Annotated in this window: 20 protein-coding genes; 9 read left to right on the top strand and 11 right to left on the bottom strand. The window is 59.8% G+C overall.

Annotated elements, in window-relative coordinates; translation table 11 throughout:
• Positions 1–15: 15 nt before the first annotated feature.
• From murJ to rimJ, 4 genes are all read right to left on the bottom strand, one after another.
• Positions 16–1551: a murein biosynthesis integral membrane protein MurJ gene (murJ, locus tag ACJ8PI_RS09785; RefSeq protein ID WP_033654412.1), complete on the bottom strand. Its 1536-nt coding sequence runs from the start codon at positions 1549–1551 to the stop codon at positions 16–18.
• Positions 1552–1657: 106 nt separating this feature from the next.
• On the bottom strand, positions 1658–2578 hold the full coding sequence (locus ACJ8PI_RS09790) for a Gfo/Idh/MocA family protein (RefSeq protein WP_041035483.1): 921 nt from the start codon (positions 2576–2578) through the stop codon (positions 1658–1660).
• Positions 2571–3218 (bottom strand): YceH family protein, encoded by a 648-nt coding sequence (locus ACJ8PI_RS09795; protein ID WP_049232802.1) that lies wholly within the window; start codon positions 3216–3218, stop codon positions 2571–2573. The genes ACJ8PI_RS09790 and ACJ8PI_RS09795 overlap by 8 nt, the downstream gene beginning before the upstream one ends.
• Before the next feature lie 9 nt (positions 3219–3227).
• Positions 3228–3812: a ribosomal protein S5-alanine N-acetyltransferase gene (rimJ, locus tag ACJ8PI_RS09800; protein WP_033638511.1), complete on the bottom strand. Its 585-nt coding sequence runs from the start codon at positions 3810–3812 to the stop codon at positions 3228–3230.
• A 346-nt stretch (positions 3813–4158) separates the two neighbouring features.
• On the opposite strand from rimJ, the gene mdtH reads away from it, so the two are divergent.
• From mdtH to ACJ8PI_RS09825, 5 genes are all read left to right on the top strand, one after another.
• The gene (gene mdtH / locus ACJ8PI_RS09805) at positions 4159–5364 is read left to right on the top strand and encodes a multidrug efflux MFS transporter MdtH (RefSeq protein WP_033654414.1); all 1206 of its coding nucleotides are present in this window, start codon (positions 4159–4161) and stop codon (positions 5362–5364) included.
• Between the two features lie 73 nt (positions 5365–5437).
• Positions 5438–5686 (top strand): hypothetical protein, encoded by a 249-nt coding sequence (locus ACJ8PI_RS09810; RefSeq protein ID WP_033634870.1) that lies wholly within the window; start codon positions 5438–5440, stop codon positions 5684–5686.
• A 127-nt stretch (positions 5687–5813) separates the two neighbouring features.
• The gene (gene grxB / locus ACJ8PI_RS09815; RefSeq protein WP_047571591.1) at positions 5814–6461 is read left to right on the top strand and encodes a glutaredoxin 2; all 648 of its coding nucleotides are present in this window, start codon (positions 5814–5816) and stop codon (positions 6459–6461) included.
• Positions 6462–6493: 32 nt separating this feature from the next.
• Positions 6494–8134, top strand: a complete 1641-nt coding sequence (locus ACJ8PI_RS09820; protein ID WP_164134367.1) for an ABC1 kinase family protein — start codon at positions 6494–6496, stop codon at positions 8132–8134.
• Positions 8135–8286: 152 nt separating this feature from the next.
• A complete protein-coding gene (locus tag ACJ8PI_RS09825; RefSeq protein WP_004927555.1) occupies positions 8287–8850 on the top strand; it encodes a lipoprotein in 564 nt (187 codons plus the stop codon).
• A 56-nt stretch (positions 8851–8906) separates the two neighbouring features.
• Here ACJ8PI_RS09825 and yebF read toward each other — a convergent pair whose 3' ends face one another.
• The 5 genes from yebF to cspE all read right to left on the bottom strand — a co-directional run bounded on the left by yebF (position 8907) and on the right by cspE (position 11825).
• A complete protein-coding gene (gene yebF / locus ACJ8PI_RS09830; RefSeq protein WP_033634875.1) occupies positions 8907–9266 on the bottom strand; it encodes a protein YebF in 360 nt (119 codons plus the stop codon).
• 70 nt (positions 9267–9336) lie between these two features.
• Complete coding sequence (gene yqfB / locus ACJ8PI_RS09835; protein WP_004927562.1) at positions 9337–9645, bottom strand: N(4)-acetylcytidine aminohydrolase; 309 nt, start codon at positions 9643–9645, stop codon at positions 9337–9339.
• A 79-nt stretch (positions 9646–9724) separates the two neighbouring features.
• Positions 9725–9997 (bottom strand): YebG family protein, encoded by a 273-nt coding sequence (locus tag ACJ8PI_RS09840; RefSeq protein ID WP_164134366.1) that lies wholly within the window; start codon positions 9995–9997, stop codon positions 9725–9727.
• An 88-nt stretch (positions 9998–10085) separates the two neighbouring features.
• Positions 10086–11468 (bottom strand): ATP-dependent RNA helicase DbpA, encoded by a 1383-nt coding sequence (gene dbpA / locus ACJ8PI_RS09845; protein ID WP_060421399.1) that lies wholly within the window; start codon positions 11466–11468, stop codon positions 10086–10088.
• A gap of 147 nt (positions 11469–11615) precedes the next feature.
• Positions 11616–11825 (bottom strand): transcription antiterminator/RNA stability regulator CspE, encoded by a 210-nt coding sequence (cspE, locus tag ACJ8PI_RS09850; protein ID WP_004927572.1) that lies wholly within the window; start codon positions 11823–11825, stop codon positions 11616–11618.
• 246 nt (positions 11826–12071) lie between these two features.
• On the opposite strand from cspE, the gene purT reads away from it, so the two are divergent.
• Positions 12072–13250 carry a formate-dependent phosphoribosylglycinamide formyltransferase gene (gene purT, locus ACJ8PI_RS09855; protein ID WP_060427416.1) on the top strand — a complete coding sequence of 393 codons (1179 nt, stop codon included), beginning with the start codon at positions 12072–12074 and terminating at the stop codon, positions 13248–13250.
• A 34-nt stretch (positions 13251–13284) separates the two neighbouring features.
• On the opposite strand, the gene ACJ8PI_RS09860 is transcribed toward purT, so the two are convergent.
• Both ACJ8PI_RS09860 and ACJ8PI_RS09865 read right to left on the bottom strand, forming a co-directional pair.
• The gene (locus tag ACJ8PI_RS09860; protein ID WP_033634881.1) at positions 13285–13530 is read right to left on the bottom strand and encodes a YoaH family protein; all 246 of its coding nucleotides are present in this window, start codon (positions 13528–13530) and stop codon (positions 13285–13287) included.
• 70 nt (positions 13531–13600) lie between these two features.
• Complete coding sequence (locus ACJ8PI_RS09865; protein ID WP_033634882.1) at positions 13601–14602, bottom strand: glycosyltransferase; 1002 nt, start codon at positions 14600–14602, stop codon at positions 13601–13603.
• A 520-nt stretch (positions 14603–15122) separates the two neighbouring features.
• On the opposite strand from ACJ8PI_RS09865, the gene pabB reads away from it, so the two are divergent.
• The 3 genes from pabB to sdaA all read left to right on the top strand — a co-directional run bounded on the left by pabB (position 15123) and on the right by sdaA (position 18882).
• Positions 15123–16496, top strand: a complete 1374-nt coding sequence (gene pabB, locus ACJ8PI_RS09870; protein WP_060438811.1) for an aminodeoxychorismate synthase component 1 — start codon at positions 15123–15125, stop codon at positions 16494–16496.
• A complete protein-coding gene (locus ACJ8PI_RS09875; RefSeq protein ID WP_033654422.1) occupies positions 16493–17071 on the top strand; it encodes a CoA pyrophosphatase in 579 nt (192 codons plus the stop codon). The genes pabB and ACJ8PI_RS09875 overlap by 4 nt, the downstream gene beginning before the upstream one ends.
• Before the next feature lie 446 nt (positions 17072–17517).
• A complete protein-coding gene (gene sdaA / locus ACJ8PI_RS09880; RefSeq protein WP_033634884.1) occupies positions 17518–18882 on the top strand; it encodes an L-serine ammonia-lyase in 1365 nt (454 codons plus the stop codon).
• Positions 18883–18917: the final 35 nt, after the last annotated feature.

Raw genomic sequence — 18917 nt, forward strand, 5'->3', positions numbered from 1 at the left:
GTTCTTGCTTTCGGCTCAGGCGGCGCGGCGCGCAAAGTCGCGCGGGCGGAAGCCCAACCCTACCAGCACGCCAAAGTAGGCCACCACACCGGCCACCACCACCGCAGCCAAACGCAGCAAACGTTCCAGCATATTGCCCTGATCCCAGGCCGGCATCAGCCACATCACGCCAATCAGCACCGCCGACATCACCAGCACGGCGATCACCAGCTTGGTAAGGAACAGCGCCCAACCCGGCTGCGGCTGGAAAATCTTCTGCTTGCGCAGTTGCCAATACAGCAGCGAGGCGTTCAGGCAGGCCGCCAAACCGATCGACAGCGCCAGGCCGGCATGCTTCAGCGGGCCAATAAACGCCAGGTTCATCACCTGCGTCATAATCAGCGTGATGATGGCGATCTTGACCGGCGTTTTAATGTCCTGCCGCGAATAGAAGCCCGGCGCCAGCACTTTAACCACGATCAGCCCCATCAGCCCAACCGAGTAAGCCACCAGCGCGCGTTGCGTCATCGCCGCGTCAAAGGCGCTGAACTTGCCGTACTGGAACAGCGAAACGGTCAATGGCTTGGCCAAAATGCCGAGCGCGATGGCGCTCGGCAACGCCAGCAGGAAGCACAGACGCAGCCCCCAATCCATCAGGCGCGAATACTCGTCGTGGTTGCCGCTCGAGAAGCTTTTGGCCAGCGACGGCAGCAGGATGGTGCCCAGCGCCACGCCCAGCACGCCGGAGGGAAACTCCATCAGGCGGTCGGCGTAGTACATCCAGGACACCGAGCCGGACACCAGGAACGAAGCGAAAATGGTGTTGATGATCAGCGAGATTTGGCTGACCGACACCCCGAGGATCGCCGGCCCCATCTGGCGCATCACTCGCCAGACCCCGGCATCGCCCAGCTTGAGGCGCGGCAGCACCAGCATGCCTATCTTGCGCAGATGCGGCAGCTGATACCCCAGCTGCAGCACGCCGCCCACCACCACCGCCCAGGCCAGCGCCAGCACCGGCGGGTTGAAATACGGAGCGGCGAACAGCGCGAAACCGATCATGCTGACGTTAAGCAGCGTTGGCGCAAAAGCCGGGATCGAGAAGCGGTTCCAGGTATTGAGGATCGCCCCCACCAGCGACGCCAGTGAGATCAACAAAATATAGGGGAAGGTGATGCGCAGCAGCGCCGACGTCAGGGCAAACTTGTCGGGCGTATCGGTAAAGCCCGGCGCAGTAATGTAAATAACCCAGGGCGCGGCCAGCATCCCCAGCACCGTCACCACCGCCAGCACCAGCGTCAGCAGCCCGGAGACGTAGGCAATAAAAGTGCGCGTCGCCTCTTCACCCTGCTGGCTCTTGTATTCGGCCAGGATCGGCACGAAGGCCTGCGAAAACGCCCCTTCGGCAAAGATACGGCGTAACAGATTCGGGAGTTTGAACGCCACGAAAAAGGCGTCCGTTGCCATGCCAGCCCCGAACACGCGCGCGACGATCGCATCGCGGGCAAAGCCCAACACCCGCGAAAACATCGTCATCGAGCTGACGGCAGCCAAGGATTTGAGTAGGTTCATGTGGTTGTCTGATAGGTACCGTAAATATCAACGCCTGCAACAGCAGGCGTCAGTGAAACAATCGGCTCAGTTTACGCATCCGGAAAAGAATAGCTACCGCCATATGTTACATAGAGTTATCCCGCAGCAAACGCTCGACCACCCGCTGGGCGGCCAGCGCCTGTTCGCCGCCGGTTTCCGGCGCGCTCTGGTTGGCGACGGCATCAAGGAAATGCCGCACCGCACCGTCGAAGCCGCGTTGCACCAGCGTGCTTTGCCAGCCCGGCACCGGCTGCTCCAACTCGCCCTGCGCATCTTCACGCAGCCAGTGGCGCATATCGGTCAACTGATACAGCGCGCCGTCGGTCACCGCCTGCACGCTTTCGCGCTGGCTGCCGCCGCGGCGATGCATACTGGTCGTCACCTGCGTGTCGCCGCAGGCGAAGTGATGCTCGGCGTACAGCATTTCACCGGCGGCGTTGGCGCGCAGGCTGCCGCTCAGCAGTTGCTCCCGCCCGCCCGCCAGCCACAGCGCAGTGTCCACCACGTGCAGGTAATCATCCAACAGGGTAAAACGCAGATCGTGCGGGCCGACGCTGTCCGCCCGATGTTTATCCATGCGAATGGAGGCCGGCTGGTTCATTTGCTGTTTGAGCTGCCGGTAAAGCGGCGCGAAACGGCGGTTGAACCCCACCATCAGCGTTTTGCCTCGCCGCTCGGCCTGCTCAAGCAGTTGCTCGCCCTGCTCCAGCGTCTCCGCCAGCGGTTTATCGACGTAAACGTGCACGCCGCGGTTCAGCAGCTCGCCTATCACCGAAAAATGGCTGGCGGTGCTGCTGTGAACAAAGACCGCATCGCACTGTTCGGCCAGGCTGTCCAGACGGGAGAAACAGGCCATACGGTAGCTGTCGCACAGCGGCTGGGCTTTTTGCTGATTGGGCGAAAAACCGCCCACCAGCGTCCAATCCGCCGCCTGGCCAAGGATTGGCAGATACGCCTTCTGCGCGATACTGCCCAACCCCACCACGCCTACACGCAATTTAGTCATTCGCATCCCTCGCCAACAGCTGTTGCAACTGCCGTTTCAGCTCCGCCACTTCGCTTTCCAATGCGCTGACTCTGGCGCTCAGTTCGCCGTCGTCCTCAGCGTCGAACGCCGCCGGCGGCGCTTCATCAATCGGGCCGCTGAACAGATGCATGAACCGGCTTTCGCGCTTGCCCGGCTCACGCGCCAGGCGCACCACGAACGGGCCATCTTCGCGCGTGGCCAGTTGCTGCAGCACCTGTTCGACCTCGCTGACATCGCTGAACTCGTGCATCCGATTGGTGCGGGTGCGCAACTCGCCCGGCGTTTGCGCGCCGCGCAACAGCAAGGTGGCGATCACCGCCAGTTCGGCAGGCGAGAGTTTCAGCTGGCCGAACTCGGAGTTGCAAAACCGCTGTTCGTACTTCACCACCCGATTGCCGAACCCGCTGAGGGTGCGCAGGAAATGTTTGCGCAGCAACAGATCGAGCAGTTGCTGCACTTCGCTTTCGCTCAGGTCCATCACCGGTTCGCGGTTGGTTTTTTGGTTGCATGCCAGCGTAATGGCATTCAGCGAAAGCGGGTATTGATCCGGTGTCGTGACCTGTTTTTCCAACAGGCAGCCGATAACCCGAGCCTCTCTGGCGTTCAATTCATATTTCATCGTTTGGCCTCAACGTGGGGGTAGCCACTCTTTATTGGTGTATGCCGTCAAAACGTGGTCTTGCCACTGGCCGTCGATCAGCAGGTAATCCTTGGCGTAACCTTCGCGTTCGAATCCCAGACGCGTCAGCAATGCGCCGCTGCGCTGGTTGTGTGGCATATAGTTGGCCATGATGCGGTGCATGCGCTGTTGGCGCAGCATATAGCGGATGGCGGACTGCAAGGCTTCGAACATCAGCCCTTGCCCCTGCCACTTTTCCCCCAGCGAATAGCCGAGGAAACAGGCATGAAACGAACCGCGCAGCACGTTGCTGAAGTTCGCCACGCCGCGCACTTCCTGCTCTTCTGGATCGAGCAGGATAAAATAGTAGGCGCTGCCCTGCTTTTGCATTTCGGTGATCATGCCCAGACGCGCCTGCCAGCCGGAAGGATAACAGTGGCTTTCGTCGCGCACCGGCTCCCAGGGTTTGAGAAAGGCTCGGTTCTCGGCATAATAATCCGCCAGACGGTAGGCATCCCGTTCATTCACTAAACGGACCACCATCCGGTCGGTTGTAAGACGTACTTTTGGCGATGCAGAGCGATAGCCGAACATCATTTCCCCCGCAGTCAAAACGGTTCGATAAGAAGTATTTATTGGGAAGCCGCGTGGATAATTCTCCGGCGCCGATCTGATGCCATGACTTTATTTTGCCAATAGCGCCTCAGAACCGCACTTCCCCGCATTCAATATAACCGTAGCCCGCCCCCGAGGTAAAATCCCGGTCGCTCAGTAAATCGCCGAATACGCGTTTTACGGCGTTTTTCCGCCCATTTTGCAGCACAGGTAACACCTTGACGATAAAAAAATATTATCTACACGCCCCCTGTCGCCGTAGGGGAATTGGGTAGAGAATGGAAGCGTTGTTCCCCCCTCTTTCTTTAATTGCTCATGGTGAAGCATGTCTCTGGTGTCGCAAGCACGCAGCTTGGGTAAATATTTTCTGTTGCTCGATAATCTGCTGGTGGTTTTAGGCTTCTTTGTCGTTTTTCCGCTTATTTCGATCCGCTTTGTCGATCAATTAGGATGGGCGGCGCTGATCGTCGGCATCGCGCTGGGTTTGCGGCAGCTGTTGCAACAAGGGCTCGGCATCTTTGGCGGCGCCATCGCCGATCGCTTCGGCGCCAAGCCGATGATCGTCACCGGCATGTTGCTGCGCGCCGCCGGTTTCGCCACCATGGCGATGGCCGATGCCCCCTGGATCCTGTGGTTCTCTTGCGCGCTGTCCGCCCTCGGCGGCACGTTATTCGATCCGCCGCGCACCGCTTTGGTGATCAAGCTGACCCGTCCGCACGAACGCGGCCGTTTTTTCTCGTTGCTGATGATGCAGGACAGCGCCGGTGCGGTGGTCGGCGCGCTGATCGGCAGTTGGCTGCTGCAGTACGATTTCCACTTTGTCTGCTGGGTTGGAGCGGCGATCTTCGTGCTGGCCGCCGGCTGGAACGCCTGGCTACTGCCGGCTTACCGCATCTCTACCGTGCGCATACCGATGAAGGAAGGCATGTTGCGGGTCCTGCGCGATCGCCGCTTCCTCACCTATGTCCTGACGCTGACCGGTTATTACATGCTGGCGGTGCAGGTGATGCTGATGATGCCGATCGTGGTCAACGAAATCGCCGGTTCACCGGCGGCGGTGAAATGGATGTATGCGATTGAAGCGGCGCTGTCGCTATCGCTGCTCTATCCGCTGGCGCGTTGGGGAGAAAAACACTTCCGGCTAGAGCAGCGCCTGATGGCGGGCCTGTTGCTGATGACGCTCAGCCTGCTGCCGATCGGTCTCGCCACCAGCTTGCAGGGTGTATTCACGCTGATCTGCTGCTTCTATCTGGGATCGATCATCGCTGAACCGGCGCGCGAAACGCTGAGCGCTTCGCTGGCCGATCCGCGTGCGCGCGGCAGCTATATGGGCTTCAGCCGCCTCGGCCTGGCGCTGGGCGGCGCGTTGGGTTATACCGGCGGCGGCTGGATGTACGATACCGGCCGGACGATGAACATGCCGGAGCTGCCCTGGTTGCTGCTTGGAGCAGTAGGCTTCGCTACGCTGCTGGCGCTGTACTGGCAGTTCAGCCCGCGGCGCAGCGCGTCGATGATGCTGCGCGGCGGTTGACGCCATAGAAATCCGGCCGAATCGGCAACAGCTGCTATCCTGTTAGTAAAAACACCCACAGGAGCCCGTCGGCATGAGTGAAGAAGCAAAATTACCGCAACTACTCGAACATATGATACTGAACTTGCGCATGATTTATGCGCGCGCCACCCTGGTGGAGAAGGCGCTGGCCCATATCCTCGCCAGCGACGCCGGCCTGAAAAACGATATTATCAAACAGCTGCAGGTCGTCACCGCCGCCAACGAACGTGACCGAATCGATCTGGATGAAGCTCGCATTCACCTGATCGATGTGCTCAACTCAGTACCGGCCAAGAAATAACGCCCCCTGGCCCGCGCCGATGCGCGGGCAATTTCGCAATAACGCACCATCCAACACACGCACGTCAAGACAGCCTCGATAAGCTGTGGTAACTATTGCTGTTAAAACCTGACAACCCGGAGCAAGCATGAAACTGTTTATTTACGATCATTGCCCATTCTGCGTGAAAGCCCGCATGATTTTCGGCCTGAAACGTCTGCCGATTCGCCTGGTCACGTTGCTCAACGACGATGAAACGACTCCGTTTAACCTGATCGGCCAAAAAATGGTGCCTATCCTGGTCAAAGACAACGGTGAAGCGATGCCGGAAAGCCTGGATATCGTGCGCTATGTCGATGCTCTGGACGGCAAGCCGGTACTGACCGGCCGCACCAACCCGGCCATCGCCGAGTGGCTGCAGCGGGTGGGCGGTTACAGCGCGAAATTGTTGTTGCCGCGAATTGCGCATGCCGATTTCGAAGAGTTTGCCACCGACAGCGCCCGCCGTTACTTTATCGATAAAAAGCAGGCGTCAATCGGGGATTTCGCCGAGCATCTCGCCAATAGCGCCGATCTGATCGCCCAGTTGGAAGCCGATCTGCAAGCGCTGTCGCCGCTGATCGTCTCCGCCGACGCGGTGAACGGCGAACTGTCCGAGGACGATATTCACCTGTTCCCGCTGCTGCGCTCATTGTCGATCGTCGCCGGGGTTGCGCTGCCGGATAACGTGGAAGCCTACCGCAACCGCATGGCGCAGCGCAGCGAGGTGCCGTTGCTGCTGGATATGGAACAATAACGTTTGAGCAACCAAAAGGATATGGCGTACTGATGCTGAAAATGGTGCTCGCCACCGCTCGCGATCGGGCGCGGCTGAAGGAAATAACCTCCGTTCTGATCCGTTATGGTCTGCAAGACGTTCTGCGTCTGCTGGGCCTGGGGGCTTTGCTGCGCGGCGCCCGCGCTGGATCCGCCCAACAGGACGCCCAAACCCTGCCTGAGCGGCTGCGCGAAGCGCTCGAGGCGCTGGGGCCTACCTTCGTCAAATTCGGCCAGATCCTGGCCACGCGCTCCGACCTGCTGGATCCGGCCTGGACCGACGAACTGGATCGCCTGCACAGCCAGGCGGCAGTGTTGCCATGGGAAACGCTGGCGCCACAGATCGTTGCCGACCTGGGCGGCGAACCCGAGCGGCTGTTCGCCGAATTCGATCGCACGCCGCTGGCGGCGGCGTCGATGGCGCAAATCTACCGCGCACGCCTGCACAGCGGCGAACAGGTGGTGGTGAAAGTGCTGCGGCCCGGTCTGGCGAAAACCATCCACGCCGATTTGCGGCTGCTGGCCTCGCTGGCGGAAACCGTAGAGCAGCAGAGCCCGGCGCTGGCGCGCTATCGGCCGCGGCAGATGGTCAGAGCGCTGGCGACGGCGCTCAATCATGAACTGGATTTGACCCACGAAGGGCATAACTGCGACCGCGTCGCCGGGATGTTCGCCCATCAACCTGACGTCGTCGTGCCCAAAATCTATTGGCAATGGTCTTCCCCGCGCCTGTTAGTGCAGGAATACCTGCCCGGCACCGCGCCGGAAAACCCTCAGCAGCTGGCGGCGGCGGGCTTTGACGGCCCGCTGCTGGCGCAACGCGGCGCCCGCGCCTTTATGAGCATGGTCCTGGAGCATCGGCTGTATCACGCCGACCCTCACCCCGGCAACGTCATGGCGCTGAGCGGTGACCGCGTCGGCTTTATCGACTTCGGCATGGTGGGCCAGTTGTCCGAGCGGCGGCGCAACCAGTTGCTCCTGCTGCTGCAGGCCATCGCCGATCGTCAGTCCGAAGGCATCGTCAACACGCTGATCGCCTGGTCGGACAGCGAACCGCTGGATTTGATGGATCTGGAGCTGGCGGCGCAAAACTTTCTCGACAAACAGGCCGCCGCCACTCTGACCTTGGGCAAGGCCCTGACCGACCTGCTGGTGATGGCGCGTGAGCACCAACTGGCGCTGCCGCCCGATCTGGTGCTGCTGTTCAAGGCGTTAATCACCGCCGACGGCGTGCTGCACCGATTGGATCCGGCCTTCGACATCGTCGCCACGCTCAAACCGATGCTGCAACAAACGGTGCTGCAACGCTATGCCCCGGACGCCGTGCGCCAGCGGCTGTTGGCTCTGGGCGGGGAAGCGCTCGACGCCGGAGAAGAACTGCCGCAAACCCTGCGGCTGATGGTGCGCCGTCTGAAACGCGGGCAGCTCAATGCCGATATCAACGTCAGGAACCTCGGTCAGTTGAGCAAAGCGCTGGAGCGCGCCGCCGTCACCCTGGCCATCGCTATCGTCACCGCCGCTTTTGCCCTGGGCCTGGCGCCTTATCTGATGCATTCTTCGCTGCGGCTGTGGGGCATTCCGCTGTTCCCGCTGTTGGGGGGCGCGGCCTGCCTGGCCGGCGTGGCGCTCTTGGCGCTGCGATTGCGACGTTGACGCTTTCGGCGTTATCCGATAGGTGTCGCCCACTTTTGCGCGCACTATCCCCTGCACATCGCCGCCTGCCGTTTTCAGGGGCAGGCGGAACGTTTATAATGATTAATCAATTATCTGCAGCACTTTTCGCCAGCAGTCGCAATGAGGCATTAATGAAGAAGATCCTGATGGGCGCAGCCGCCCTGCTGTTCGCCGGCGTATTGGCCGGTTGCAATCAACTGACCCAGTACACCCTGAGCGAGCAGGAAGTGAATGATTACCTGCAGAAACACAACGACTATCAGAAGCAGATCGGCGTGCCCGGCCTGGTGGACGCCAACATCGTACTGACGCAGCTGCAAAGCCAGATTGGCCGCAGCGAGCCGGGCAAGGTCACCCTTTCCGGCGATGCCAAGGTCAATATCACGTCGATTCTCGGCCCGCAGGCGGCGGATCTGAAGCTGACGCTGAAAGCGCAGCCGGTTTACGACCGTGCACAGGGCGCCATTTACCTTAAAGACATGGAACTGACCGATTACAGCGTGCAGCCGGAAAAAATGCAGACGGTGATGAAAGCGCTGACGCCATATCTGAATCAGTCGCTGAAGTCTTACTTCGACCAAAAGCCGGCTTATGTGCTGAATCCTGACAACAGCAAAACCGAAGCGCTGGCGAAAAAACTGGCGAAGGGATTGGAAGTGAAGCCGGGCGAGTTGGTGATCCCGTTTAGCGACTGACCGCCTCTTGATGCATCAAGCCCGCCGCCAGGCGGGCTTTTTATTGCGGAAAACGATTACTGCGGCGCGCTGTAGGCGATCTCGCCGGTGTTGCAGTTGAGCGTCACGTTGTAGGTTTTATCCGCCTTGGTGCCGCGCACAGTCAGCGGCACCTGCCACACCTGATCCTTGCCGGTGATGGCATCCGGGCTGACCCAGGCGATCGGCGTTGCGGTGCCCAGCAGTTTTTTGTCCGCCTCCCAGCGCGTGATGCGGTTCTGCAAGAAGTCGCGCTTGACCTGGGCGGCGATATCCGCCGGCTGCAGCCCCGCACACTGCCCCACCTTGGCGCTGCGTTGCTCTTGAACCTGCGCCCACACCGCAGTCGATGCTCCCATCATGGCCAACAAGGCGATAGCCAAAGCCGTTTTTTTCATGTGTCCTCCCGTTGTGATTAGCGCTATCCGGGCGCCCATCCCTGGCTCACAACAGGGTTTCGGCAAAGGGTTACCGTTTGACGAACTCGATGACAAACAGCGCATCCAGGCCCGGATAGATTTCCTTGATCACCTGCTTCAGTTCGCCGAGCGACATGTTCTCCTGCTGTGCATGGCGTTCGGTCAGCGCATCCAGGCGCACCGGCGTTACCGACAGCACTTCGATAAAGCAGAAAAATACGCCGTCTTCATTGCGGCTTACGCGCAATACCTCGCCCGGTTCGAAGTGCGACTCACTGGCATCCCGAATGGTGATGGTTTTGCGCCCCGCCAGAATGTCTTGCTCAAAGCGGCTGAAGAAAGTTATTTCACGGCTCATTTTAGATCCTTTTTCATCACAACACCGCAACATAAGCCATTATGCCGCTTGCTTTTCTGACGCAGATCCCTCTTTTGAGTTAGAGACCGTTTTTTTCGCTTTGTTTTCCGCCGGTTTCCGCCGGTGATGCGCCGCGCAGAATCAGACCCAGCGCATCCTTATTCTCCGCCAGGAAGAAGCTCAGCCCTTCGCGCTGTTCGTCATCCAGGTTCAGCGGCGCCTGTTGCAACCACTCTCCGAGGTTATCCGCCAAATCCAGCATTTTGTCGTAGGCGTCGGCTTCTTTCTTGCTCGCGAAAGTCATTTTTTCCTCACCGTTTCTCACCACCACATATTTAACTTCAACCGCCATGCGTGCGTCCTCAAATGCCCAAACACCTGTAGTTATATACAGTATAAATAGATAACGGCGGGAAGGCAAACCGCCGCCCGCCTTCGGCTTATTTCAGCAGCCGCACCTTGCAGCTCTTGCCTTTGATTTTGCCCTGTTGCAGTTGCTGCAGCGCCTTGCGTGCGCTGGCTTTACGGATCGCGACGTAGGCATGCACCGGGAACATGTCGATCTTGCCCACTTCCGCCGCCGTCAGCCCGGCATCGCCGGTCAGCGCGCCGAGGATATCGCCGGGGCGGATCTTCGCCTTACGGCCGCCGTCGATGCACAGCGTCACCATCTCTGCCTCCAGCGAACCGTTGGCCGCCCCGCTCAGCTCGGACACCGGCGCCCAATCGACGGTCATCTGCAGGTAGTCTTCAATCGCATGCGCCCGCGCCATTTCCTGCGGCGTGCACAGGCTGATCGCCAGCCCGCTCATGCCGGCACGGCCGGTACGGCCAATACGGTGCACGTGCACTTCGGGATCGAACGCCAGTTCGTAGTTAACCACCAGCTCCAGCTCTTTGATGTCCAGCCCGCGAGCGGCGACGTCGGTCGCCACCAGCACCCGGCAACTGCGGTTGGCGAAGCGCACCAACACCTGGTCGCGATCGCGCTGCTCCAGATCGCCATGCAGCGCCAATGCGCTGATGCCGCGGGCCTCCAGGGCCTCAAGCACCGTCTGACAATCGCGTTTGGTATTGCAGAACACCACGCAGGACGCGGGTTGATGATAACGAATGGCCGACACCAGCAGCGCCGGGCGCTGATCGCGCGTGGTCTCATAGAAGCGTTGTTCGATGGCGGTCTGCGCTTCGTCATCGCCCACTTCGACGCTCAGCGGCTGGCGCTGAACGCGTTCGCTGATGCGTTCGATACCCGCCGGATAGGTGGCGGAAAACAGCAGCGTCTGACGCTGCGGCGGCGTGTAGCTGATCACATCGTCGATATCGTCGGCGAAGCCCATGTCCAGCATGCGGTCGGCCTCATCCAGCACCAGCACCTTCAGTTCGTCCAGCAGCAGCGTTTTCTTGCGCAGATGCTCCTGAATGCGCCCCGGCGTCCCCACCACGATGTGCGGCGCGTGCACCAGCGAATCGAGCTGCGGCCCCATCGGTTGGCCGCCGCACAGCGTCAGGATTTTGATGTTTTGCGTGAAACGCGCCAGGCGACGCAGCTCTTTGCTCACCTGATCGGCCAATTCACGGGTGGGACAGAGCACCAGCGCCTGCGTGGCGACCTGAGCGACGACGATATTATTCAGCAGACCAATGCCGAACGCCGCCGTTTTACCGCTGCCGGTTTTCGCCTTGGCGCGCACGTCCCGCCCTTGCAGAATGGCGGGCAACGCGGCGGCCTGCACCGGCGTCATTTTGGCGTACCCCAGTTCGTTGAGGTTGGCCAACTGTTCGGCTGGCAGCGGCAGGGAAGAAAAAGAAACTGTGCTCACGGCGATAACTCTTATATGACGAATGGAATGGCGGCGCGCCCGCAGGTTGGCGCCGAATCAGCGGCAAATGATAACAGAGATGGGCGGCGTTACGGGCAGCGGGCATAAAAAAACCCGCCGGCGGCGGGTTTCTTGGCGGCTCAGTCGTTAAATGGCGACGACGTTGGCTGCGGCTGGGCCACGTTGGCTGTCCTGGATGGAGAACTCAACCTGCTGGCCTTCAGCCAGGGTCTTGAAACCATCGCTAACGATAGCGGAAAAATGAACGAAAACGTCTTTAGAACCGTCGGCAGGCGTGATGAAGCCGAAACCTTTGCTTTCGTTGAACCATTTAACGTGACCAGTGATCTTGCTCATTTGTGTTTCCTTTACTTGATAAACCTGCCTTGATGGCACGAGACGCGAAAACCATGCGATATGTGGGTCTTCTTTCGTCGTCGGTTATTAACGCATAATCGCACATGCAGGGCAAATATTTCTGCTTGTTATAAAAACAGTAAGTTAGCAACAAACTTGGCGCAGCGGCTGCGCACGCAATCGTTTTCGTATATACTGCCCGCCGATCATCAATCCGCTTACTTTCACCGATCCAGGTACGAAACTATGTTAACGATTGGAACCGCCCTGCGCCCTTCCGCCACCCGCGTTATGTTGCTCGGCTCCGGGGAGCTGGGTAAAGAAGTCGCCATTGAATGCCAGCGCCTCGGCCTGGAAGTGATCGCCGTCGATCGCTATCCCGACGCCCCCGCCATGCACGTGGCGCACCGCAGCCACGTCATTAATATGCTGGACGGTGACGCGCTGAAAGCCGTTATCGAACAGGAGCGGCCGGACTATATCGTTCCCGAAATCGAAGCGATCGCCACCGCCATGCTGGTCGAGCTTGAACGCCAGGGCCACCGCGTGGTGCCCTGCGCCGAAGCCACGCGCCTGACCATGAACCGTGAAGGCATCCGCCGTCTGGCGGCGGAAGAGCTTGGCCTGCCCACCTCCAGCTACCGCTTTGCCGACAGCGAGGCGACTTTCCGGCAGGCGGTCGAGCACATCGGCTACCCGTGCATCGTCAAACCGGTGATGAGTTCTTCCGGCAAAGGACAAAGCCTGATCCGCACGCCTGAGCAGCTGCAAAGCGCCTGGGATTACGCCCAACAGGGCGGCCGCGCCGGCGGCGGCCGGGTGATCGTCGAAGGGCTGGTAAGATTTGATTTTGAAATTACGTTGTTGACCATCAGCGCCGTGGACGGCGTACATTTCTGCGCGCCGATCGGCCATCGTCAGGAGGATGGGGACTATCGCGAATCCTGGCAGCCGCAGCGCATGTCAGCTGCGGCGTTGAGCCGCGCTCAGGCTATCGCGGAGAAGGTGGTGAAGGCCCTGGGCGGTTTCGGCCTGTTCGGCGTGGAGCTGTTCGTCTGTGGTGACGACGTGATCTTCAGCGAGGTGTCTCCGCGGCCGCACGATACCGGCATGGTCACGTTGATCTCACAGGATCTGTCCGAGTTCGCCCTGCACGTTCGCGCATTTCTCGGGTTGCCGATTGGCGCCATCCGCCAGTTCGGCCCTTCCGCTTCGGCGGTGATCCTGCCACAGCTGACCAGCAGCGATGTGCGCTTCGGCGGCCTGGAACACGCGCTGCGCGGGCACAGCCAGCTGCGCCTGTTCGGCAAACCGGAGATCGCCGGGCAGCGTCGCCTGGGCGTAGCGCTGGCGACAGCGGAAACGACGGAACAGGCGGTGGAGCAAGCGAAACAAGCCGCCGCCGCCGTGGCGGTCAACGGCTGATACTCACGGGGCCGCTTACGCGGCCCCGATAACGTCAATAGTCTTCGTCTTCTTCAGCATCGTCATTCCGCGACGCCTCCGGGGCGGCCTCATGCTGCTCGTCTTCATCATCGTCATCGAACAGTACCGCAACCTGAGCGCCCTGATGCTTCTCGCGAATTTCCTGCGCAACGCGAGCAATGGCTTCACCGCTGCTCATGCCCTGCTCCATCAGTTGATGGATGCGATCCGCCGCTTCCTGCTGCTCCGCGTGACTCAGTAATGGCATACCTGCATGCATGTGTCGTTTTCTCCGGCAAAAGGGAGAAGGAGTATACGCGCTAACGCGGCGGATCCCAACGTCTTGTGGCTCAGGCCGGTTGCGAGCAGCCGTTATCGCTGCGCCACTGCTTCAGCCGATGCCGCCACAGCATGACATGCCACCCCTGTTTCAGACCGCGCGCATTGGCGAACATCGCTCTGTCGATGCCGCGCTGATAGAACTCTTCGGTGATCTGACTCTGGGCAGCCGGATCCGGCTCACGACGAATGCTGTGGCAAATGCCCAGCGCTTCGCGGGTGATTTGCCAATGGAAAGCCGGACGAATGGCGACAGTGCCGGCATAGCGCCGGTTGAGCCGCTCCAGCATCTCGACGATTTTCATATAGTGGCGTTGATAATCCACGTTCGCCTGACCGGTGCGACGGCGGTTGCTGATCGATTTGTCGTGCACCCGTTGACGGTACAGCGGCGTGCTTAAATATTTGACCCGTTTGGCATTAAACATGACTTCCGTTGTCCAGGGAATATCCTGGTGATGCAATCCCGGCTCGAAATAAAGCCGATGCTGGCGAATAAAGTCGAGGCGATATATTGCCAGCCATACAACGTGAATAAACTTTCGCGATTTCAGCGCACGTTCAAACCACTGTACGCCGGTGATAACGTCGGTGGTGCGCAAACGCGCCTCGGGAAAAATCGGCTGCAATTCATCCTGGCTGGTGAAATAGCGTTCGCCATTGCATTGCATCACGTCTAATTGGTGTTGTTCCGCCTGTTCCAGCAGCGTGGAATACATGTCCGGCGCCAGCACATCGTCGGCATCGGGAAACGCCACATATTTGCCTCGGGCAACGGCGAGCCCGGCATTGCGCGCGTTAGAAACACCGGCATTGGCTTGATCGATCACACGAATATGCGGATGCGCCGCCGCGTAACGGTGTGCGATCTCCCCCGAACCGTCGGTGGAACCATCGTTGACGATGATCACCTCCAACCGCTGCTCACGCTGGGCCAGCAGCGAGGCCAGGAAAGGCTCCAATAATTCCCCCGCATTGTGCATCGGGACGATCACGCTCAGCATTAACGACATAGGCAGCTCTTTAATGATAATGTAACAAAATAATAATTTTACTTTTCTAAAAGACGCATAGGGTTCAGCGCACGCTGAAATAGCGTGACGCCTGCAAATTCCCGCAGCGGCTAATGGAACCGAACCTGCTTTTCTTTATTCAAACCAGCGCCAGAAAGCGCTGAGTAATTAACCCATTAATTCCAAAGGGCGGCGACGCTGGCTAAAATCAGGCAAAACCACGCCGCTCCGCATCTAATAACAAGCAGAAATAATAAATTTATGAAATTAACGAATCTTTTTTTATATTTTTCGAGCCTTGCGCCCGCGATAAATAGGCTTCCAGTGCATTTGACGTTAAATTTTTAACATATCGAAGTATAATCAATGGCGCAAAAAATGCCTTATTTCAGGTTTATTGAACTGCCGTTTATGTGAACTGTGCTGCATGCCGCGCATGGCAAAACATGCATGACGTGACCGTCTATGGCACACTAGCCGCCAGATATCGCCGCCCTCACAGCCAGGTTTATTGACGTTCATGAGCGTAACCGCCCCAAACATAAAATCGTTGCCCTACAGCCGCAGTGCCCTGATGACGCTTTTCGCCCCGCTTTCAGCACAGCCCTGGGCGATGCTGCTGCATTCTGGCTTCGCCGACCATTCGCATAACCGCTTCGATATCCTGGTCGCACAGCCGCGCGTTACGCTCACCACCCAGGGCGCCGGCACGACAATCGAAAGTGACGGCGTCACCATTGAGTCTCAGGAGGATCCGTTCTCCCTGCTTCAACAGCAGCTGGCGGCGCAAGGCTGGCAGCCGGCGTTTAACCCGGATCTGCCGTTTCAGGGCGGCGCCCTGGGGCTGTTCGGCTACGATCTCGGGCGCCGGGTGGAAACCTTGCCGCAGTTGGCTGAAGCCGACCTCGCTCTGCCGGACATGGCGGTGGGCATTTATGACTGGGCATTGATCGCCGACCACCAATTGCAAACCCTGACGCTGCTCAGCTATGGCGATGTGGAGCAGCGCTGGCGCTGGCTTACTAGCCAAACCGCGCCGACGGAGCGCCCCTTCACGCTGCTGAGCGGCTGGCGTGCCAATATGAGCCGCCGGCAATACGGCGAGAAGTTCCAACGTATTCAACACTACCTGCGCAGCGGCGACTGTTACCAGATTAATCTGGCGCAGCGGTTCTCCGCCGACTATCAGGGGGATGAATGGCAGGCGTTTTGCCGACTGAGCGCCTGCAACCGCGCGCCGTTTTCCGCTTTCCTGCGGCTGCCGCACAACAGCGTGCTGAGCGTCTCTCCCGAGCGCTTCCTGTGGCTGGCGCAGCAGCGCATCCAAACCCGCCCGATCAAGGGTACGCTGCCGCGGCTGGCGGACGCGGAACAGGACGCCGCACAGGCGCGCCGCTTGGCCGATTCGCCCAAGGATCGCGCTGAAAATCTAATGATCGTCGATCTGCTGCGCAACGATATCGGCCGCGTCGCCCAGCCCGGCAGCGTACGGGTGCCGGAACTGTTCGTCGTGGAACCGTTCCCCGCCGTGCACCACCTGGTGAGCACCATTACCGCCACCCTGCCGGAGCAGGCCTCGGCCACCGAGCTGCTGCGCGCCTGCTTCCCCGGCGGTTCGATCACCGGCGCGCCCAAGGTGCGCGCGATGGAAATCATCGAAGAGCTGGAGCCGCAGCGGCGCAACGCCTATTGCGGCAGCATCGGTTACCTGAGCGCCTGCGGCGCCATGGACACCAACATCACCATCCGCACGCTCGTCACCGAAAACGGCCGCATCCACTGCTCCGCCGGCGGCGGCATCGTGGCGGACAGCCAGGAGCAGGCGGAATACCAGGAGACCTTCGACAAGGTTGGCCGTATTCTGCCGCAGCTTGGGGAGTATGCCTCGTCGTGATCCCATCGAACTCACCGGCCTCGCTGCACGCCTTTATCAGCCGTTTTCAACTGCAGCTGCCGCAGGCGGCGCAGATCTCGCACAATGTGCGCCCGGCGGCGGTGCTTATCCCGATCGTCTGCCGCGCCGAGCCGACGCTGCTGTTGACCCGCCGCGCCGACTCGCTGCGCAAACATGCCGGCCAGGTGGCCTTCCCCGGCGGCAAGACCGACGCCGAAGACGGATCGGCGATCGTCACGGCGCTGCGGGAAGCGCAGGAAGAAGTGGCGATACCGCCGCACGCGGTGACCGTCCTCGGCCAAATGGCGCCGCTCGACAGCAGCACCGGATTTCAGGTCACGCCTATCGTCGGCCTGATCCCGCCGGACGTGCAGTTCCGCGCCAACGAGGGCGAAGTGGCGGACGTGTTCGAGATGCCCCTGCGGGAAGCGCTGACCCTGTCGCGTTACTACCCGCTGGATATTCACCGCGCCGGCCGCACGCACCGCATTTATCTCTCCTGGTATCACAGCCAGTTTATCTGGGGGCTGACCGCCGCCATCATTCGCCGCCTGGCGCAACAGGTCAGTATTTAGCCCGCATTGCGTGATCTGACTCGCAATCTGGCATGGCCGTCGGCGTCAGCTGCAGGTAAAGCGATCGAAATCACTTCATTTGATCGCTTTTTCAACTACCGTTCCGGTTGAATGGTTTTAAAAAAACTGTAAACCCTCTCTTAAACCTTACGAAATACCTGTAAAATACCACCGTCCGAGATAAACCACTGTAGAAACAGGGATTAAGCCGGCGGCGTTCAGCACGGAAGGCTGGCGCGATTACCGCTAATGGAGCTTGGGCGAAAGCGGATACCCCGCTTAAGGGTTCGCCCCGGGTAATCAGGAAAAAAAGCGACACCACGGATTATTTAATTTCATGCGAAAAAGGCAGCCGAACCCGCACGGCCCTTTTACAATATCGCTGTTCCCTGCGCGGTTTTTAACCGCCGCAGCCATAACAATACGTCTCTTTAAGGAGTTTTAGCGTGATTAGCGTTTTCGACATGTTTAAGATCGGCATCGGCCCGTCCAGCTCTCATACGGTTGGACCGATGAAAGCCGGCAAACAGTTTGTCGACGATCTGGTAAATAAAGGCCTGATGCCTTCTATCACGCGTGTTGCCGTAGACGTTTACGGCTCACTCTCATTGACCGGCAAAGGTCACCATACCGATATCGCCATCATTCTCGGCCTGGCCGGCAACATGCCGGACACCGTCGATATCGATAGCATTCCGGGTTTTATTCGCGATGTAGAACAACGTCAACGCCTGATGCTGGCCAACGGCCTGCATGAAGTCGATTTCCCGCGCGACGGCGGCATGGTCTTCCGCAGCGACAACCTGCCGCTGCATGAAAACGGCATGCAGATCCACGCCTTCGCCGGCGATAAAGAAGTGTACAGCAAGACCTATTACTCTATCGGCGGCGGTTTCATCGTCGACGAGGAGAACTTCGGTAAGGACGCCGAGCAAGAGCTGCAAATGCCCTATCCGTTCAACTCCGCGCGCGAAATGCTCGATCACTGCCGCGAGACCGGGCTGTCGCTGTCCGGCATGGTGATGCAGAACGAACTGGCGCTGCACAGCAAGCAAGAGATCGAGACCTACTTCGGCAACGTCTGGCAAACCATGCGTGCCTGTATCGATCGCGGCCTGAACACCGAAGGCGTGCTGCCGGGGCCGCTGCGCGTGCCGCGCCGTGCCTCCGCGCTGCGCCGCATGCTGGTGGCGTCGGACAAACTGTCCAGCGATCCGATGAACGTGATCGACTGGGTCAACATGTTCGCGCTGGCGGTTAACGAAGAAAACGCCGCCGGCGGCCGCGTGGTTACCGCGCCGACCAACGGCGCCTGCGGCATCGTGCCTGCGGTACTGGCTTACTACGATCACTTCATCGAGTCCGTCAGCCCGGACATCTACATCCGCTACTTTATGGCGGCGGGCGCCATCGGCGCGTTGTACAAGATGAACGCCTCCATTTCCGGCGCCGAAGTCGGCTGCCAGGGTGAAGTCGGCGTAGCCTGCTCCATGGCGGCGGCCGGCCTGGCCGAACTGCTGGGCGGCAGCCCTGAGCAGGTGTGCGTGGCGGCGGAGATCGGCATGGAACACAACCTGGGTCTGACCTGTGACCCGGTCGCCGGCCAGGTGCAGGTGCCGTGCATCGAGCGCAACGCCATCGCCTCGGTCAAGGCGATCAATGCCGCCCGCATGGCCCTGCGCCGCACCAGCGAGCCGCGCGTTTCGCTGGATAAGGTGATCGAGACCATGTACGAAACCGGCAAAGACATGAACGCCAAGTACCGCGAAACGTCACGCGGCGGCCTGGCAATCAAGGTGCAATGCGACTGACAGATAACCCCGCCGCCCGGCGGGGTTTTTTATGG

The organism is Serratia sp. CY82433, from assembly GCF_052166535.1.
Taxonomy (GTDB): Bacteria; Pseudomonadota; Gammaproteobacteria; order Enterobacterales; family Enterobacteriaceae; genus Serratia; species Serratia sarumanii.

Bases quoted from the DNA above. Each gene is read 5' to 3' on its own strand.
- murJ (WP_033654412.1), bottom strand. From the start codon at position 1,551: ATGAACCTACTCAAATCCTTGGCTGCCGTCAGCTCGATGACGATGTTT.
- ACJ8PI_RS09790 (WP_041035483.1), bottom strand. From the start codon at position 2,578: ATGACTAAATTGCGTGTAGGCGTGGTGGGGTTGGGCAGTATCGCGCAG.
- ACJ8PI_RS09795 (WP_049232802.1), bottom strand. From the start codon at position 3,218: ATGAAATATGAATTGAACGCCAGAGAGGCTCGGGTTATCGGCTGCCTG.
- rimJ (WP_033638511.1), bottom strand. From the start codon at position 3,812: ATGTTCGGCTATCGCTCTGCATCGCCAAAAGTACGTCTTACAACCGAC.
- mdtH (WP_033654414.1), top strand. From the start codon at position 4,159: ATGTCTCTGGTGTCGCAAGCACGCAGCTTGGGTAAATATTTTCTGTTG.
- ACJ8PI_RS09810 (WP_033634870.1), top strand. From the start codon at position 5,438: ATGAGTGAAGAAGCAAAATTACCGCAACTACTCGAACATATGATACTG.
- grxB (WP_047571591.1), top strand. From the start codon at position 5,814: ATGAAACTGTTTATTTACGATCATTGCCCATTCTGCGTGAAAGCCCGC.
- ACJ8PI_RS09820 (WP_164134367.1), top strand. From the start codon at position 6,494: ATGCTGAAAATGGTGCTCGCCACCGCTCGCGATCGGGCGCGGCTGAAG.
- ACJ8PI_RS09825 (WP_004927555.1), top strand. From the start codon at position 8,287: ATGAAGAAGATCCTGATGGGCGCAGCCGCCCTGCTGTTCGCCGGCGTA.
- yebF (WP_033634875.1), bottom strand. From the start codon at position 9,266: ATGAAAAAAACGGCTTTGGCTATCGCCTTGTTGGCCATGATGGGAGCA.
- yqfB (WP_004927562.1), bottom strand. From the start codon at position 9,645: ATGAGCCGTGAAATAACTTTCTTCAGCCGCTTTGAGCAAGACATTCTG.
- ACJ8PI_RS09840 (WP_164134366.1), bottom strand. From the start codon at position 9,997: ATGGCGGTTGAAGTTAAATATGTGGTGGTGAGAAACGGTGAGGAAAAA.
- cspE (WP_004927572.1), bottom strand. From the start codon at position 11,825: ATGAGCAAGATCACTGGTCACGTTAAATGGTTCAACGAAAGCAAAGGT.
- purT (WP_060427416.1), top strand. From the start codon at position 12,072: ATGTTAACGATTGGAACCGCCCTGCGCCCTTCCGCCACCCGCGTTATG.
- ACJ8PI_RS09860 (WP_033634881.1), bottom strand. From the start codon at position 13,530: ATGCATGCAGGTATGCCATTACTGAGTCACGCGGAGCAGCAGGAAGCG.
- ACJ8PI_RS09865 (WP_033634882.1), bottom strand. From the start codon at position 14,602: ATGTCGTTAATGCTGAGCGTGATCGTCCCGATGCACAATGCGGGGGAA.
- pabB (WP_060438811.1), top strand. From the start codon at position 15,123: ATGAGCGTAACCGCCCCAAACATAAAATCGTTGCCCTACAGCCGCAGT.